The organism is Enterobacter genomosp. O (assembly GCF_001022965.1).
In the GTDB taxonomy this organism is placed as follows: Bacteria; Pseudomonadota; Gammaproteobacteria; order Enterobacterales; family Enterobacteriaceae; genus Enterobacter; species Enterobacter cloacae_L.
The window spans coordinates 825,901-841,143 of the sequence record NZ_LECZ01000026.1 but is presented as its reverse complement, the minus strand read 5'-3'; the positions used below and the strand labels follow the sequence as shown (position 1 = coordinate 841,143).

Annotated in this window: 9 protein-coding genes and 1 tRNA gene; 4 read left to right on the top strand and 6 right to left on the bottom strand. The window is 57.6% G+C overall.

What is annotated here, in order from left to right:
- Positions 1 to 127 precede the first annotated feature (127 nt).
- Together csdA and csdE are read left to right on the top strand one after the other, a co-directional pair.
- The gene (csdA, locus tag ABR39_RS17770) at positions 128 to 1,333 is read left to right on the top strand and encodes a cysteine desulfurase CsdA (protein ID WP_047348191.1); all 1,206 of its coding nucleotides are present in this window, start codon (positions 128 to 130) and stop codon (positions 1,331 to 1,333) included.
- Entirely contained in the window at positions 1,333 to 1,779 is a 447-nt protein-coding gene (gene csdE / locus ABR39_RS17765) for a cysteine desulfurase sulfur acceptor subunit CsdE (protein WP_047347997.1), read from the top strand. Before csdA ends, csdE begins: the two co-directional genes overlap by 1 nt.
- Here the strand turns inward: csdE and tcdA are convergent.
- Positions 1,770 to 2,576 carry a tRNA cyclic N6-threonylcarbamoyladenosine(37) synthase TcdA gene (gene tcdA, locus ABR39_RS17760; protein WP_008499651.1) on the bottom strand — a complete coding sequence of 269 codons (807 nt, stop codon included), beginning with the start codon at positions 2,574 to 2,576 and terminating at the stop codon, positions 1,770 to 1,772. The genes csdE and tcdA overlap by 10 nt on opposite strands.
- Before the next feature lie 75 nt (positions 2,577 to 2,651).
- Positions 2,652 to 3,749, bottom strand: a complete 1,098-nt coding sequence (gene mltA, locus ABR39_RS17755; protein ID WP_047347996.1) for a murein transglycosylase A — start codon at positions 3,747 to 3,749, stop codon at positions 2,652 to 2,654.
- A gap of 208 nt (positions 3,750 to 3,957) precedes the next feature.
- Here mltA and ABR39_RS17750 point away from each other — a divergent pair.
- A tRNA-Met gene (locus ABR39_RS17750) sits at positions 3,958 to 4,034 on the top strand.
- A gap of 87 nt (positions 4,035 to 4,121) precedes the next feature.
- Here ABR39_RS17750 and amiC read toward each other — a convergent pair.
- Complete coding sequence (amiC, locus tag ABR39_RS17745) at positions 4,122 to 5,375, bottom strand: N-acetylmuramoyl-L-alanine amidase AmiC (protein ID WP_029740496.1); 1,254 nt, start codon at positions 5,373 to 5,375, stop codon at positions 4,122 to 4,124.
- 227 nt (positions 5,376 to 5,602) lie between these two features.
- Between amiC and argA the strand changes: the two genes are divergently transcribed.
- Positions 5,603 to 6,934 (top strand): amino-acid N-acetyltransferase, encoded by a 1,332-nt coding sequence (gene argA, locus ABR39_RS17740; RefSeq protein ID WP_047347995.1) that lies wholly within the window; start codon positions 5,603 to 5,605, stop codon positions 6,932 to 6,934.
- A 53-nt stretch (positions 6,935 to 6,987) separates the two neighbouring features.
- On the opposite strand, the gene recD is transcribed toward argA, so the two are convergent.
- The 3 genes from recD to ptrA are packed head-to-tail and all read right to left on the bottom strand — an operon-like array spanning position 6,988 to position 15,226.
- Complete coding sequence (recD, locus tag ABR39_RS17735) at positions 6,988 to 8,808, bottom strand: exodeoxyribonuclease V subunit alpha (protein ID WP_047347994.1); 1,821 nt, start codon at positions 8,806 to 8,808, stop codon at positions 6,988 to 6,990.
- Complete coding sequence (recB, locus tag ABR39_RS17730) at positions 8,805 to 12,347, bottom strand: exodeoxyribonuclease V subunit beta (protein WP_047347993.1); 3,543 nt, start codon at positions 12,345 to 12,347, stop codon at positions 8,805 to 8,807. The genes recD and recB overlap by 4 nt, the downstream gene beginning before the upstream one ends.
- The gene (ptrA, locus tag ABR39_RS17725; protein ID WP_047347992.1) at positions 12,344 to 15,226 is read right to left on the bottom strand and encodes a pitrilysin; all 2,883 of its coding nucleotides are present in this window, start codon (positions 15,224 to 15,226) and stop codon (positions 12,344 to 12,346) included. The genes recB and ptrA overlap by 4 nt, the downstream gene beginning before the upstream one ends.
- Positions 15,227 to 15,243 lie beyond the last annotated feature (17 nt).

The window sequence follows — 15,243 nt, the reverse complement described above, 5'->3', positions numbered from 1 at the left end:
TAACACTATTTAGCATAACCTGCTTTTTCAGGGTCATATGGATAAGCAGACAATTCTGATAGATATCAACCTCCTTGCCCTGCCGCTGAAATTGCGCGACGATCGCATTATTGATATGAGGAATCCCATGAACGCTTTCAGTCCTGCGCAGTTCCGCGCCCAGTTTCCGGCGCTGGCCGATGCCGGTATTTACCTTGATAGCGCCGCCACCGCCCTTAAGCCACAGGCGGTGATTGAGGCGACGCAGCAGTTCTACAGCCTGAGCGCCGGCAACGTGCATCGCAGCCAGTTTGCCGAAGCGCAGCGATTAACCGCGCGCTATGAAGCCGCACGCGATCAGGTCGCGCGCCTGATCAATGCCGAAAGCGGGAAAAACATCGTCTGGACGCGCGGCACCACCGAGGCCATCAATATGGTGGCCCAGTGCTACGCACGCCCACTCCTTCAGCCGGACGACGAAATCATCGTCAGCGAGGCGGAACATCACGCCAACCTGGTGCCGTGGCTGATGGTGGCTGAGCAAACGGGTGCACGCGTGGTGAAACTCCCTCTGGGTTCAGACCTTCTGCCCGACGTGGCCCGCCTACCAGAGCTGATTACTCCCCGCAGCCGCATTCTGGCGCTCGGGCAGATGTCGAACGTTACCGGCGGCTGCCCGGACCTGGCGCAGGCCATTCGCATCGCGCATGCCAGCGGCATGGTCGTGATGGTCGACGGCGCGCAGGGCGTGGTGCATTTCCCGGCCGACGTGCAGGCGCTTGATATCGATTTTTATGCCTTCTCAGGACATAAGCTCTACGGGCCAACCGGTATCGGGGCGCTGTACGGTAAACCGGAACTGCTGGCGCAAATGACGCCGTGGCTTGGCGGCGGCAAAATGATTACCGAAGTAACCTTCGAGGGCTTTAAAACTCAGGAAATACCTTACCGTCTTGAGGCGGGGACGCCGAACGTGGCCGGCGTCATTGGCCTGAGCGCCGCGCTCGAGTGGCTGGCTGAAACAGACATTGTTCAGGCTGAAAGCTGGAGCCGGGGACTGGCGACGCTGGCAGAGGAAGAACTCAAAAAGCGCCCGGGTTTCCGCTCGTTCCGCGTGCAGGACTCGAGCCTGCTCGCCTTTGATTTTGCGGGCGTGCATCATAGCGACATGGTGACGCTGCTGGCCGGGTATGGCATTGCCCTGCGCGCCGGCCAGCACTGCGCCCAGCCGCTTCTGGCGGCGCTTGGCGTGAGCGGTACGCTGCGCGCCTCGTTTGCGCCGTATAATACGCAAAACGACGTCGACGCGCTGGTTGCCGCCGTCGATCGCGCCCTTGAAATACTGGTGGATTAATGACTCACGCAGATTTAGCCGGACATCCGTTTGGCACCGTCATCACAGAAGAGACCTTAAAGCAGACCTTCGCCCCGCTTTCGCAGTGGGAGGATAAATATCGCCAGCTTATCCTTCTCGGTAAGCAACTACCGACCCTGTCTGACGAACTTAAAGCGCAGGCAAAAGAGATTGCAGGCTGTGAGAACCGCGTCTGGCTGGGCGTAAGCGTAACTGGCGAGAAGCTGCACTTCTTCGGCGACAGCGAAGGGCGTATCGTACGCGGGCTGCTGGCGGTACTGTTAACCGCCATCGAGGGAAAAAGCGCGGCGGAGCTGCTGACGCGCTCGCCGCTGGCGCTCTTTGATGAGCTGGGACTGCGCGCGCAGCTGAGCGCCTCGCGCGGTCAGGGCCTTATCGCACTAAGCGAAGCCGTGCAGGATGCCGCACGTCAGGCTCAGGCCTGACGTTCCGCCTTCGCCATCATCTTCTTCAGGGCGTGAGACACCGCCACAAAGCCAAAGGAAGCGGTCACCATGGTGGCCGCACCAAAGCCTGAGGCGCAATCCATTCGTTTTGGCCCTTCCGCCGTGCTTTTCATCGCGCAGACTGAACCATCCGCCTGCGGGTAGACCAGCGCTTCGGTCGAGAACACGCAGTCAACGCCCAGCTTGCCTTTGCTGTTCTTCACGACGTTAAAGTCGCTCTTCAGGCGTTCACGCAGCTTGGCCGCCAGCGGATCCTGGATCGTTTTCGCCAGATCGGCCACCTGGATCTGCGTCGGATCGATTTGCCCGCCCGCGCCGCCGGTGGTCACCAGTGGAACCTTGTAACGACGACAGTACGCGATCAGCGCCGCTTTGGGACGCACGCTGTCGATGGCGTCAATCACATAGCTATAGCCTTTGCTCATGTATTCGGCGACGTTATCTGCCGTCACAAAATCATCAATCACCGTGACCCGACATTCCGGGTTAATCAGGCGAATACGTTCCGCCATGACCTCAGATTTTGCCAGGCCGACGCTATCACGCAGGGCATGGATTTGACGGTTGGTGTTGGTGACGCACACGTCATCCATATCAATCAGCGTGATTGCGCCAATACCGGTTCTCGCCAGCGCTTCTGCCGCCCACGACCCCACACCACCAATGCCCACGACGCAGACGTGCGCATCCGCAAACAGCTGCAGGGCTTTTTCACCATAGAGACGTGCCGTGCCGCCAAAACGCTGGCGCCAGGCATCGCTGATTACCACAGACATAAAACCTCAAATGTAAAAAGGGTGAGGTTTTCCTCACCCTGAACAGTAATCCGTATTCCGCTCAGAATACCACAATCAGCCGCTGAATACGTTTCCGGCGCCAGGCGCTGCTTTCAGCACCCATACGCGTCCGTAGTGGTTATACCAGCCTGCGCGGTGGCCGGCATCCGGGCCAATGCCCTGATAGATATCGAAGTGCTGGCCTTTAATCGCTCCGCCGACATCCAGCGCCACCATCAGACGCAGCTCATACTGGCCGTTGAATTTGCCGTTGTTGTCCAGCAGAGGCACTTCCGCCAGCAGCGTAGTACCCGCAGGGATAATGGAACGATCCGATGCCACCGACGCCCGGCCAATCAGCGGAACGGCACTGGCCCCTTTCACCGGCGCGAAGTTTTGCGGTTTGAAGAAAACAAACGACGGGTTCTGCTCCAGCAGCTCGCGCACCTCGGCCTCGCTGTGTTTTTCGCCCCACTCGCGGATCGCCTGCATCGACATGTCTTCTTTCTTCACTTCGCCGCGATCGATCAGCACCTTGCCGATGCTGCGGTAGGCGTGGCCATTTTTACCGGAATAGCTGAAGAAGTTAAGCGGCGAACCATCACCAAAATCAATGTAGCCGCTGCCCTGAACGTCCATGATGAAGTTATCCATCAGGGAGTTGCTGTAGGCCAGAACGTAGTTTTCGCTCAGCGCTCCGGAATAAATCTCGGCGCGGGACGGCAGGTGCCCCCGCTTTGGCGGCATGCGATAAATAGGATACTGGAATTCGCCCTGACGCGTGTGTCGCGCCTGAATCACAGGCGTGTAATACCCGGTGAACTGGACGTTGCCGTAGTTATCCGCCCCTTCCATCTGCCATGCATCGATACCAAACTGGCGCATATTGCGCGTATCACCGCCCGCCCGCAGCCAGTCCTGGACCGCGCTATAGACGCTACTCTGAGAGCCATACAGGCGCGGCGACGCGTTGCGGATCTGGTAAACCTGCTCGGAGAAATCGCCGGCGTTAATCGGTGCGCCAACGGCATCAGGTTGATTAACTAAAGAGAAAGGCTGGGATAACTTCCCGTCTTTATACTGTTGACCGCGATCGGTCGGTTTAGAAGAGCAGGCCGCAAGAATGGCTACCATTGCGCCCGTCATCAGATACTTCGCCCAACGTCCTTTCATTATATCTCGTCTTTAAGTTGCCCATTTCCGCGTGATGAAGATAACAAACCGCCAGGGCTAATGAAATGCGATCGCATGCCCTTTGGCAAATTTTGCGCAAAAAATAGCCCAAACAGAGCCATGTCGTTCAATTTGCATACAAAATCATGATTTATGTGAAAAAGGGGTTGCATCACAAACCTATCCGAGTATAGTGCGCATCCACGGACGCGGGGTGGAGCAGCCTGGTAGCTCGTCGGGCTCATAACCCGAAGGTCGTCGGTTCAAATCCGGCCCCCGCAACCAACACTTCTAAAACAATAAACACCCTCAAGGGTGTTTTTTTGTATCTGTCATTTGTGAATTTGCCGGGCGTTAACCCGGCTGAAAGATTTACCCGCGTCGCGCCAGCGTCGCCCCGTCTGAGAAATACGCCCGTATCCCCGCCAGAATCGACTCCGCAACTTCCTGCTGGAATTTTGCCGTCTTGAGCTTGCGCTCCTCTTCCACATTACTGATAAACGCGGTTTCTACCAGAATAGACGGGATATCAGGTGCCTTGAGTACCGCAAACCCGGCCTGTTCCACGCTGTTTTTATGCAGCTTATTGATGTTGCCCAGCTTGCCCAGCACCGCTTTACCAAATTTCAGGCTGTCGTTGATGGTCAACGACTGCACCATATCGAACATGGTGTGGTCGACGTAGCGGTCACCGCTTTTGCTCACGCCACCAATGAGGTCAGAGGCGTTCTGGCTGTCAGCCAGGAATCTTGCTGCGGTACTGGTTGCGCCTTTAGTTGAGAGCGCAAACACCGACGAGCCGCTTGGCTGGCGGCTGGTAAACGCATCCGCATGGATCGACACGAACAAATCGGCGCGCTGCTTCTGCGCCTTCGCCACCCGGACCTTCAGCGGAATAAAGATGTCTTCATTACGCGTCATGTAGGCGCGCATATTGCCTTCTTTATCAATCAACGCCTTCAGACGACGGGCAATTTGCAGCACCACGTCTTTTTCACGCGTGCGATATTTCCCCACCGCACCGGAATCTTCGCCGCCGTGGCCAGGATCGAGCATGATCACAATCGGACGATCGCGCCCTGCTTTCCCCGGCTGCGGCCCGCTTTGCGCAGGCGGAACCTGACGCTGCAGATCGCCTTTGTTGTAATCCTCCAGCAGCGCAAGCAGCGGATCCTGGATATCCGTCGCATTTGCCGGGTAGAGATCCATCACCAGACGCTCTTTAAACGTGGCGACCGGCGCAAGGGCAAACAGCTGGGGCTTAACGTTCTGCTTCAGCTCAAACACCATGCGCACGGTTTGCGGATCAAACTGCCCGACGCGCGCCGATTTAATAAACGGATCGTCGCCGCGGATCTGCGCCGCCATTCCTTTAAGCACGGAGTTGAGGTTAACGCCTTCGAGATCCACCACCACACGTTCAGGGTTGCTGAGGGCAAATTGCTTATATTTCAGCACGCGATTGGATTCGACCGTCACGCGCGTATAGGTCGATGACGGCCAGACGCGCACCGCGACGACCTGACTCGTGGCGGCGAGGCCGACCTGACTGACGCTAAGCAACCACATTGCCCCGGCCCCTTTTAACAAACGGCGGCGGCTTATTGCTGAATTGGATCCCGACATGCTTCTCCCGAGCAAGAACACTGACTGATATACAAAACGTCCAGATTGACCGAAAACTTTAACGAATGACGCATAAACTGTCATCTATAAAAGGGTAAACAATCATACGCTAACGCACGGATTACTTATCATTTTCTGTGGGTCGCGGAAAATTTGCGCTTGCACACGCGCCCACAATCGAATAAAAATACAGAAATTACGAATAAACATTCATTAAGGGTTGTGCCATGGTGAAGGAACGTAGAACCGAACTGGTCCAGGGATTCCGCCATTCTGTTCCCTATATCAACGCCCATCGGGGAAAAACGTTTGTCATCATGCTTGGCGGCGAAGCCATTGAGCATGAAAATTTTTCCAGCATCGTCAATGACATTGGCCTGCTGCACAGCCTCGGGATCCGCCTGGTCGTGGTCTATGGCGCGCGTCCGCAGATTGATGCTAACCTGGCCGCTCATCACCACGAGCCGATTTACCACAAACATACCCGCGTTACGGATGCAAAAACCCTTGAGCTGGTGAAGCAGGCGGCGGGTCTGCTGCAGCTGGATATTACGGCGCGCCTGTCGATGAGCCTGAACAACACGCCGCTGCAGGGGGCGCATATCAACGTCGTGAGCGGCAACTTTATCATTGCCCAGCCGCTCGGCGTGGACGACGGCGTCGACTATTGCCACAGCGGCCGCATTCGTCGTATTGATGAAGATGCCATTCACCGCCAGCTGGACAGCGGTGCCATCGTGCTGATGGGCCCGGTGGCAGTTTCCGTCACCGGTGAAAGCTTTAACCTCACCTCAGAAGAGATTGCCACACAGCTGGCAATCAAGCTGAAGGCGGAGAAAATGATTGGGTTTTGCTCCTCCCAGGGGGTCGTAAACGCTGAAGGAGCGATTGTGCCGGAACTCTTCCCGAATGAAGCTCAGGCCCGCGTAGAAGCGCTGGAAGAAGAAGGAGACTACCACTCCGGCACCGTGCGTTTTTTGCGCGGTGCGGTGAAGGCCTGCCGCAGCGGCGTGCGCCGTAGCCACCTGATCAGCTATCAGGAAGACGGGGCCCTGCTGCAGGAGCTGTTCTCCCGCGACGGCATCGGCACCCAGATTGTGATGGAGAGCGCGGAGCAGATACGCCGCGCCACCATCAATGACATCGGCGGCATTCTGGAGCTGATACGCCCGCTCGAACAGCAGGGTATTCTGGTGCGTCGCTCGCGCGAGCAGCTGGAGATGGAGATCGACAAATTCACCATTATTCAGCGCGATAACCTGACCATTGCCTGCGCCGCCCTCTATCCGTTCCCGGAAGAGAAGATCGGTGAAATGGCCTGCGTGGCGGTGCACCCTGATTACCGGAGCTCTTCGCGCGGCGAAATGCTGCTTGAGCGCGTGGCAGCACAGGCGCGCCAGATGGGCCTGAGCAAGCTGTTCGTTCTGACGACGCGCAGCATTCACTGGTTCCAGGAGCGCGGATTCACGCCTGTGGATATCGACTCTCTGCCGGAAACGAAGAAAGAGATGTACAACTATCAGCGCCGCTCAAAAGTGCTGATGGCTGACCTGGGATAATGCAACACTGCCGGGTGGCGCTGCGCTTACCCGGCCTGCATTTCTGACGTGGTTCAGAGGGACTCAAATATCGCGCTCAGCCCGCTTCGGCGTTCCGTGCGCGCGGCAATCGCCTGCACCAGCACGCGTTCATCGGTATACAGCGACAGGCGCTGACGCGCGCGCGTTATGGCGGTATAAATCAGCTCGCGGGTAATGACGGGCGAAAGCTGCGTGGGCAGGATCAGCGCCGCATGGTTAAACTCGGAGCCCTGAGATTTATGCACCGTCATCGCCCACGCGGTTTCATGCTCGGGCAAACGGCTGGGCTGGAAAGACTTCACGCTGCCGTCCGGCATCTGGAACCAGACGCGCAGGCCCTGACCGCGATCGAGCGCAATCCCGATATCCCCGTTAAACAACCCCAGCGCGCTGTCGTTGCGGGAGATCATCACCGGACGCCCTTCATACCAGCGCGAATGCGGGGTACGGTATATTTTACGCTTTTGCGCCAGCAGCTGTTCCAGCCTGTCGTTCAGGCCGCTAACGCCAAATGGCCCTTCCCTCAGCGCACAGAGCAGCTGGTATTCGCCAAACGCGGCAATCACCTGCTCCGGCGCGCTTTGCTGCTGTACGCCCGTCAGGAAGTGCTGATACCCCAGCAGGGCATCATCAAGCATCGCCTGATACTCTTCTCCGCTTTGCAGCGATTTTTTCTCAATGTCCGTAAAGGTACCGTCAAATACCGCACAGGTTGTGTGCCGGTCACCGCGGTTCACCGCTGCCGCAAGCTGGCCGATGCCGGAGCTGCTGCCGAAACGGTAGCTCTTCTGCAGCAGACACAGGCTGTCGCGCAGCGCCCCCGCAAGGGAATGGTTTTCTGAGACGAGCGAACATCCGGTCAGACGGGCCAGCTCCTGCGCGCGTTCAGCGGTGTACCCCAGGCTGGCATACGTGCAGATATCGCCGAGTACGGCGCCCGCTTCCACGGAGGCAAGCTGGTCGCGATCGCCGAGAAAGATGACGCGCGCGTGAGGCGGAAGCGCATCGATCAAACGCGACATCATCGTCAGGTCAATCATCGACGCTTCATCCACCACCAGCACATCAAGGTGCAGGGGGTTACCAGCATGATAACGCAGGCGCTGGCTGCCCGGCTGCGCGCCAAGCAACCGGTGCAGCGTGCTGGCTTCGTTGGGGAAAAGCGCAAGTTGATCCCCGGTAAGCGGCAGTTTTTGCAGCGCCCCGCCTAACGACTCCGTCAGACGAGCCGCCGCTTTACCGGTAGGGGCCGCCAGGCGAATACGACACTTTTGTTCGCCCGAAAGCTGAATCAGGGCCGCAAGCAGCTTTGCCACGGTGGTCGTTTTCCCGGTGCCCGGGCCGCCAGAAATGACCGAGATCCGTCGCGTTAACGCCACGGCTGCCGCCACTTTCTGCCAGTCTGTTTCGTCGTCAGAGGTAAACAGCGTATCCAGCACGTACCGCAGCTGCGCTTCATCGCAGGGAAGCGGGGCATTCGTCTCGCTGAAGAAGCGCGCCACCGTCAGTTCGTTACGCCACAGCCGGTTAAGATACAAACGCTCGCCGATAAGGATCATCGGCGTCCCGGTATCGGTTCCGCTAACGGCAGGGGAACTGAGCAATCTCACTTCCCAGTCCACGTTTTCACCCAGCAAAGCGAAACACGCCTGTAAAGCCGGAGGCATTTTCTCGTCCACCGCCAGACGCGACAGCGGCAGACACACGTGCCCTTCCCCCGCGTCTTTACTCAGAATGGCGGCGGCGAGCATCACGGCAGGCTCTTCGCCTGCCACCATCATGGCGAACTGCACGTCAAGGTGGCGCAGTAATCGTTGTTCAACCGCTTCCAGCAGTAGCGCCTGCATCGTCATGCCACCTCCTCCGTGCTTGCAGCAAACAGGTTATCCATTTTTTCAATCAGTTCCGCAGCTGGCCGCGTACTAAACACGCCGGATCGCGGGTCGTTAGCATCCACGCCGCGCAGGAACAGGTAAATTACGCCGCCAAAATGGTCTTCGTAACGGTAATCGGCAATGCGATGGCGCAGGTAACGGTGCAGCGCCAGGGTATAAAGCTGGTACTGCAGATCGTAGCGATGCATTTGCATGGCCGACGCCATCGCCTGTTGGGTATAGGCTTCGCTGTTTTCGCCCAGCCAGTTCGATTTGTAATCCAGCAGGTAATAGCGCCCCTGATGGCGGAAAACCAGGTCGATAAAGCCTTTTAGCATCCCCTGCACCTGACGAAAGTTCAGCGGCGGGCAGCCCGCGGATAGCGGATCGTACTCGCGGATTAGCACATCAAGCGCCTCGGCCCTGAGCGGGCTGGCGATGGGGAGATAAAACTCCATCTCCACCTGTTTATCTTTGGCGGTCAACTGGCTGAGGGCGATCCCCTGCTCCGTGAGCGGAGCGTGCAGAACCGCGTGGATCCAGTCACGCAGAACCGGCACCCATTGAGGGTCATAGCCCCCACTCTGCAACATCTTCAGCACCCACTCTTCAGAGACAGGCTGGGTAAAATCCAGCTCTTCAAACAGGCTGTGCAAAAACGTGCCCGGTGAGGCGCCGCGCGGGAACTGGTGCGGCGTGAGCACCGGCTCAACGGGGATGCTACCGGTCCCCGCTGCATCCACGTCCAGTTTTGGCATCAGATCCAGCGCAATACTCTGTCCGTGCTGCTGTAAACCGGAATAGCTGGTGACGCGCCAGTCATCGGCAATCGTGCGGACAACCTGGCGGGCATGCAGCTCTGACTCACGCTGGTCCGGCATTAGCCAGCGGCTATTATCCGGCTGTGCCGGAATATGCAGGGCAACATGCTCTGTGCAAAGGGATTCGATACACTGGCGCAGACCCGCTGCGTCTTTCGGTTCGCCGTGCTGAATTAACCGCCCCAGCGCGCTCAGGTGAAAATCGCTCTCCCCCGTTTTTTCGCCACGACGGCGGAACAGAGGGGCAACGCCCAGGCTGCAGTGCCAGACAGAACGGGTCAGCGCCACGTAGAGCAGGCGTAAATCCTCCGCCAGACGCTCGGCCTCTGCCAGCTCAACGCTAGACTCCGCGTTGCTGAGATCGAGCACCGCCTCGAACGACTCGCGATCGTGGTAAAAGGCCTGATCCTGCACGCGGTAATTGGCGATAAACGGCAGCCAGACCAGCGGATACTCCAGCCCTTTCGACTTGTGAATGGTGACAATCTGCACCAGATGTTTATCGCTCTCAAGGCGCATCTGCTGGCTGGACGAATTGCTGTTCGGGTCGGCAATCTGCTGCGCCAGCCAGCGCACCAGAGCATGCTCGCTCTCCAGCTGCGTGCCCGCTTCCTGTAAGAGTTCGCTGATATGTAAGATATCGGTCAGCCGGCGCTCACCGCCCGCTGTGGCCAGCATATTCTCCGCAATGTGGCGCTGTGCCATGAGCTCGCGTACCATTGCCATCACGCCGCGCTTCTGCCATTTCTCCCGGTAGCGAACAAACTCTTCCACCACGGCATCCCACGCGGCCTCGTCATTGTTGAGCGCATCGATATCACGCGCGTTCAGCCCGAGCATCGCGCTGGCTAATGCGCTGCGCAGCGTGCTTTCCCGCTCCGGGGCAAGCACGGCCTGCAGCAGCCAAAGCATCTCCTGCGCTTCCAGCGTTTCAAACACGCTGTCGCGGTTTGAAAGATAGACGGAGGGGATATTCAGTAACGTCAGGGCATCACGGATAAGCGAGGCTTCCTGACGGCTACGCACCAGCACCGTGATATCTGATGCCTTTACGGGAATGGCATCCTGGCCTTTCCAGAGTACCGCCTCGCCGCGTGCGCCCGCGCTGAGCCAGTCACGGATTTGCGCGGCACAGTGCTGGGCCATGGCATTTTGATAGTCGGCGACGCCGCAGCCATCCCCATCCAGCAGCCAGAAGCGCATGGCAGGCTGCGTCTCGCCGTTAAATTCGAAGCGCAACGAGGCATTTCTCTCAGCAAACTTTACCGGCTGGAACGGGATCTCCCGGAACATAAACGCCGTATCCATGCGGCTGAACAGCGCATTGACGCTTTCCACCATGCCGGGAGATGAACGCCAGTTGGTATCCAGCGTGTAGTGCGCCTCAACTTCGCTGCGGGCCTTCATGTAAGTGAAAATATCCGCACCGCGGAAGGCGTAGATGGCCTGTTTAGGATCGCCGATTAATAACAGCGCGGTGCCGGGCTGCTGGCGCCAGATACGGCGAAAAATACGGTATTGTTGAGGGTCGGTATCCTGAAATTCGTCAATCATCGCCACCGGGAAGCGAGTGCGAATAGCGGCGGCAAGCGCCTCGCCATTTTCACTGCACAACGCTGCATCAAGGCGGCTCAACATATCGTCAAACCCCAGTTCGCCCCTGCGGCGTTTCTCGCGGGCGACGGCTTCGCGGATCTCCGTCATGGCACGAGTGATCATCAGATCGTTGAGCGTTAAGGGCTCAGCCAGCAGGGTTTCAATCGCCACAAATAGGGGATGCTCGGGCACAATACCGTCGGGTTTGGTTCGCTCAACGAGGAAACGCCGGGAGAATTTCTCCAGCGCGTCCGGGAGCTGGTAGCCCCGCGTATCTTCCTGCGCCCAGGCGCTGATCTTGTCGATCCATTTCCCCTGATTGCCGCGGTTAAACTTGCGACGGTCAATCCCGGAATTTTCGATAATCGCGTCAATTTCGCCGACTGACTCAATCCACTTTTGCTTGATGTCGACAATTCGCGCGATGATTTTTTCATGGCGTGACGCCAGGGTTTCATCCTCCGGCGGCGGAGATTTGATTACCGGCGCTTCCCCCTGAAGATAGCGATCGATCGCGCGCAGCAGCGCCTCAGGGCCTTTCCACAGCGCGTGTACCGCTTCGGCGATATCGCGCTGTAACGGGTAGCAATGGCGACGCCAGAAGTCCGCGCAGGCCTGATAGCGAAGCACGGTTTCATCTTCAATGAGCTGCTGTTCAAACAGCATGCCGGACTCAAACGCATTCAGGCTCAGCATGCGCTGGCAAAAACCGTGAATGGTGAAGACGGACGCTTCATCCATCTGCCGCTCGGCCAGAAGCAGCCATTGTGCGGCCTGCTGCTTGTCGGCAATCTCTTCCAGAAGACTGGCATAGAGGGGGTTATCTGAACTCTGACGCAGACAGGCGATGCGCAGCTCGTGGATGTTGGCGCGAATACGGCCGCGCAGCTCTGCGGTGGCGGCCTCGGTGAAGGTCACCACAAGCAGCTCTTCCACGCTCAATGGACGAGGAAAAGCGGCGTTGCCGCCGAGCCCTAACAGCAGGCGCAGATAGAGCGCGGCGATGGTGAAGGTTTTTCCCGTTCCCGCTGAGGCTTCAATCAATCGTTCACCCTGCAGAGGTAAACGTAAGGGATCAAGGGACTCAGCGGTATCGGTCATTCTTTCTTACTCCAGGGCATAGATTGCTGCAGCGCGCTGACGCTCTTCCAGACTTTCCAGCCATGCGGGTTAACGTACTCCGTTTTCCCGTTCTGGCTACCGGAAACCTGAGAAAGGATGGTCATTCCCTGCGGCTTAATCACCGCCTGATGGAAGAAGTCGGCAACCTTCTGCGGCGTCAGCTGTTTTATCTCGGCCACTACTTTATCACGCGAATCAAATTTCAGATTACCGCGATCGAAATCTTTGCTCAGCTGTGAGGCTTCTTCACCCAGCGTCTGCGGCGGCTGCATCACCTGCGCGATGACGGCCTGCTGGATTTGGGCGAACTCTTCCGGCTTCATCGCGCGCAGTTTTGCCTCCACCTGCGGGAAGAAGGCCTGATAACGCTGCCAGAGATACGCCGGCTGCTTATCGCTGCTTTGCAGCAGGAAACCCAGCCCCCACTGACGACCGACATTCATGGAGAAAGCGAACACCGCGTAGCCAAGCTGCTCTTCCGTGCGTAACTGGTTATAGAACCACGGCTGAATAATTTGGCCCAGCACGGCACTCTGCGCTGAACTGGAGAATTCATCATACCCCGTTGGCACAAATACCGCGGCCAGGGCGGAATCCGTACTGTTTCCCGCCTTTTCAAAAATCACATTCTGTTTTTTCTCAACCAGAACGTCCTGGTTGCGGCACCACTCGTCGCCTTTCGAACCGAGCTGAGTGCGCACGTTCTCCGCCAGCGTTTTGGCCTGCTCCTCGCTCATGTTACCGACAATCAGGAACTCTGGGCGCGTATTGGTTTTCAGCGCGTCACGGTAAGCGAGCACGTCTTTTAACGTGATAGAGGGCAGTAAGGCCCGGCGGTCTTCCCGCTGGAAATAGGGAATTTGCGACAGCATCTGCGCCGGCATGAGCGCCAGATCGTAAGCTTTGCCCTTCTCCGCAGAGTCCATCATTTGCGCATACCACGATTTGGCCTGCTCAAACTGTTCTTCCGTAGGCGTATAGCTGAAATAGCCCTCCAGCAGTGCCTGGAACAGCTGAGGCAGACGCTGGGTGTAGCCGTTTGCATTGAGCATCAAACCGTTGTTGGCATTGGTCGAGAAGCTGATTCCCCCTACGGCCGCCTGGTTGCTAAGCTGGTCGAGCGCGATACCGGCGAGATAGTCGTTGAGCGCAAACATCACCTGGTTTTTAGCGCTATTCATTGCTTTCGGGTTACGCAGCACCACGCTGACATCGACTTTTGGCTCGCTGGCGAAATAGCGGCTTGGGGTGTACACCACGCGCAGCGTCGGCTCATCAATGATAAGCGCCGGGTGCGGATAGTCCTTCGTGGTTTTGATCAGCGAGAAATCATCCGGGATATAGGGGTTCAGCTCAGGCAGCTGCAACGCTATCTCTCCCGCTTTCTTCTGCCAGTCGGTGAAGGTTTGAGCGCTGATTTTATCCACCTGATATGGAGCATCGACAAAATAAGCCGTTTTGTTATGCGGTTCGTCCGGGCTGATGTACCAGATACGGGCATTCTCCGGCGTCATCATCGCCAGGCGCGCTTTTACCGCCTCGGCATCATACCGGTCAGCAATATTCACCGCGTCGAGGGTGTGCTCCACCGGCACGCGAATCATGGTGTCCGCCAGCCACTCCACGTAATCCATATCGCGGGTAATAGACGGATAACGGAAATCGAGATCCAGCACGTGCGCCAGTTCATCAAAGTAGCGCTTGTCGACGCCTTTATCACGCAGCAGGCTGAGATAGCTGAAGATTGCCGCCACCACCTCATCACGGTTTGCCAGCCCTTTATCGGTGAGGGTTGCGGATATCGCCAGCACGCCGCTATTGCCGTTCACAACCGGATCGGAGTCGGCGCGAATACCTTCTACCAGCCCTTGTTTTTGCAGCCAGTCAGAAAGCGTACCCGGGCTACGGTTACCAATCAGATAGGTCACCAGCTCATCGGTTTTACTGCGAAACTGCGCCGTATTGTTATCAATGCGGAATTCAACGCGCAACACTTTGCGCGGCAGGGCGGGCACGTAGTGGATCACGATGCCTTTCTGCGCCTCCGTCACCACCGGAACATTTATTTGCGGCTGGTCGATATTTTTATTTGGCACCCGACCAAACGTTTTGGCAGCCATGCCGGCCAGCTCTGGCAGCGGTTTATTACTGTAGATAACCGCTTTCATCAGGTTGGCGGAGTAGTATTTATCGCGAAACGCGTGCAGCGCATCCAGAACCGGGCTGTTCGGTTTATCGCTCAATGTCTCCAGGTTACCGCCGGAGAAACGAGAACCCGGGTGCGCAGGGTTGATGGTTTCGGCGCTCACCTGCGCCATACGCATACCGTCCCGCGAGCGGGCCATGGTCAGCTCGGCATTCACCGCATTGCGTTCACGATCGGCGTATTTTTTATCCAGCAACGGGGCGGCGATGGAGTCAGCAAGACGATCGACCGCCCCTTCCAGCGCATCGTTCTCGACTTCGAGATAGAAGGCCGTGCGGTACGGTGCCGTACTGGCATTGTGGCTGCCGCCATGCATCTTGAGAAATTCGGACAGGCTATCTGGCTGCGGGTATTTTTTTGACCCCATCAGCGTCATATGTTCCAGATAGTGTGCAAGCCCAGGATGGGTTTCAGGATCTTCCAGCGACCCAACAGGCACCACCAGTGCCGAGAGGGACTTTACCGCCTGCGGGTCGGAAACCAGCAGCACGGTCATCCCGTTATCAAGGCGAATAGCCTGATATTGACGGGTATCTTTTTCGCTCTTACGGATAGTTTCCTGAACGGGTTGCCAACCGGAGTCTGCCTGAGTGACAGGTGCCCAAAGGGCGACAAACAAAACCAACGCTTTAAACAAGGTGCTGCCTGGCATTACGACCTCTTTATCAC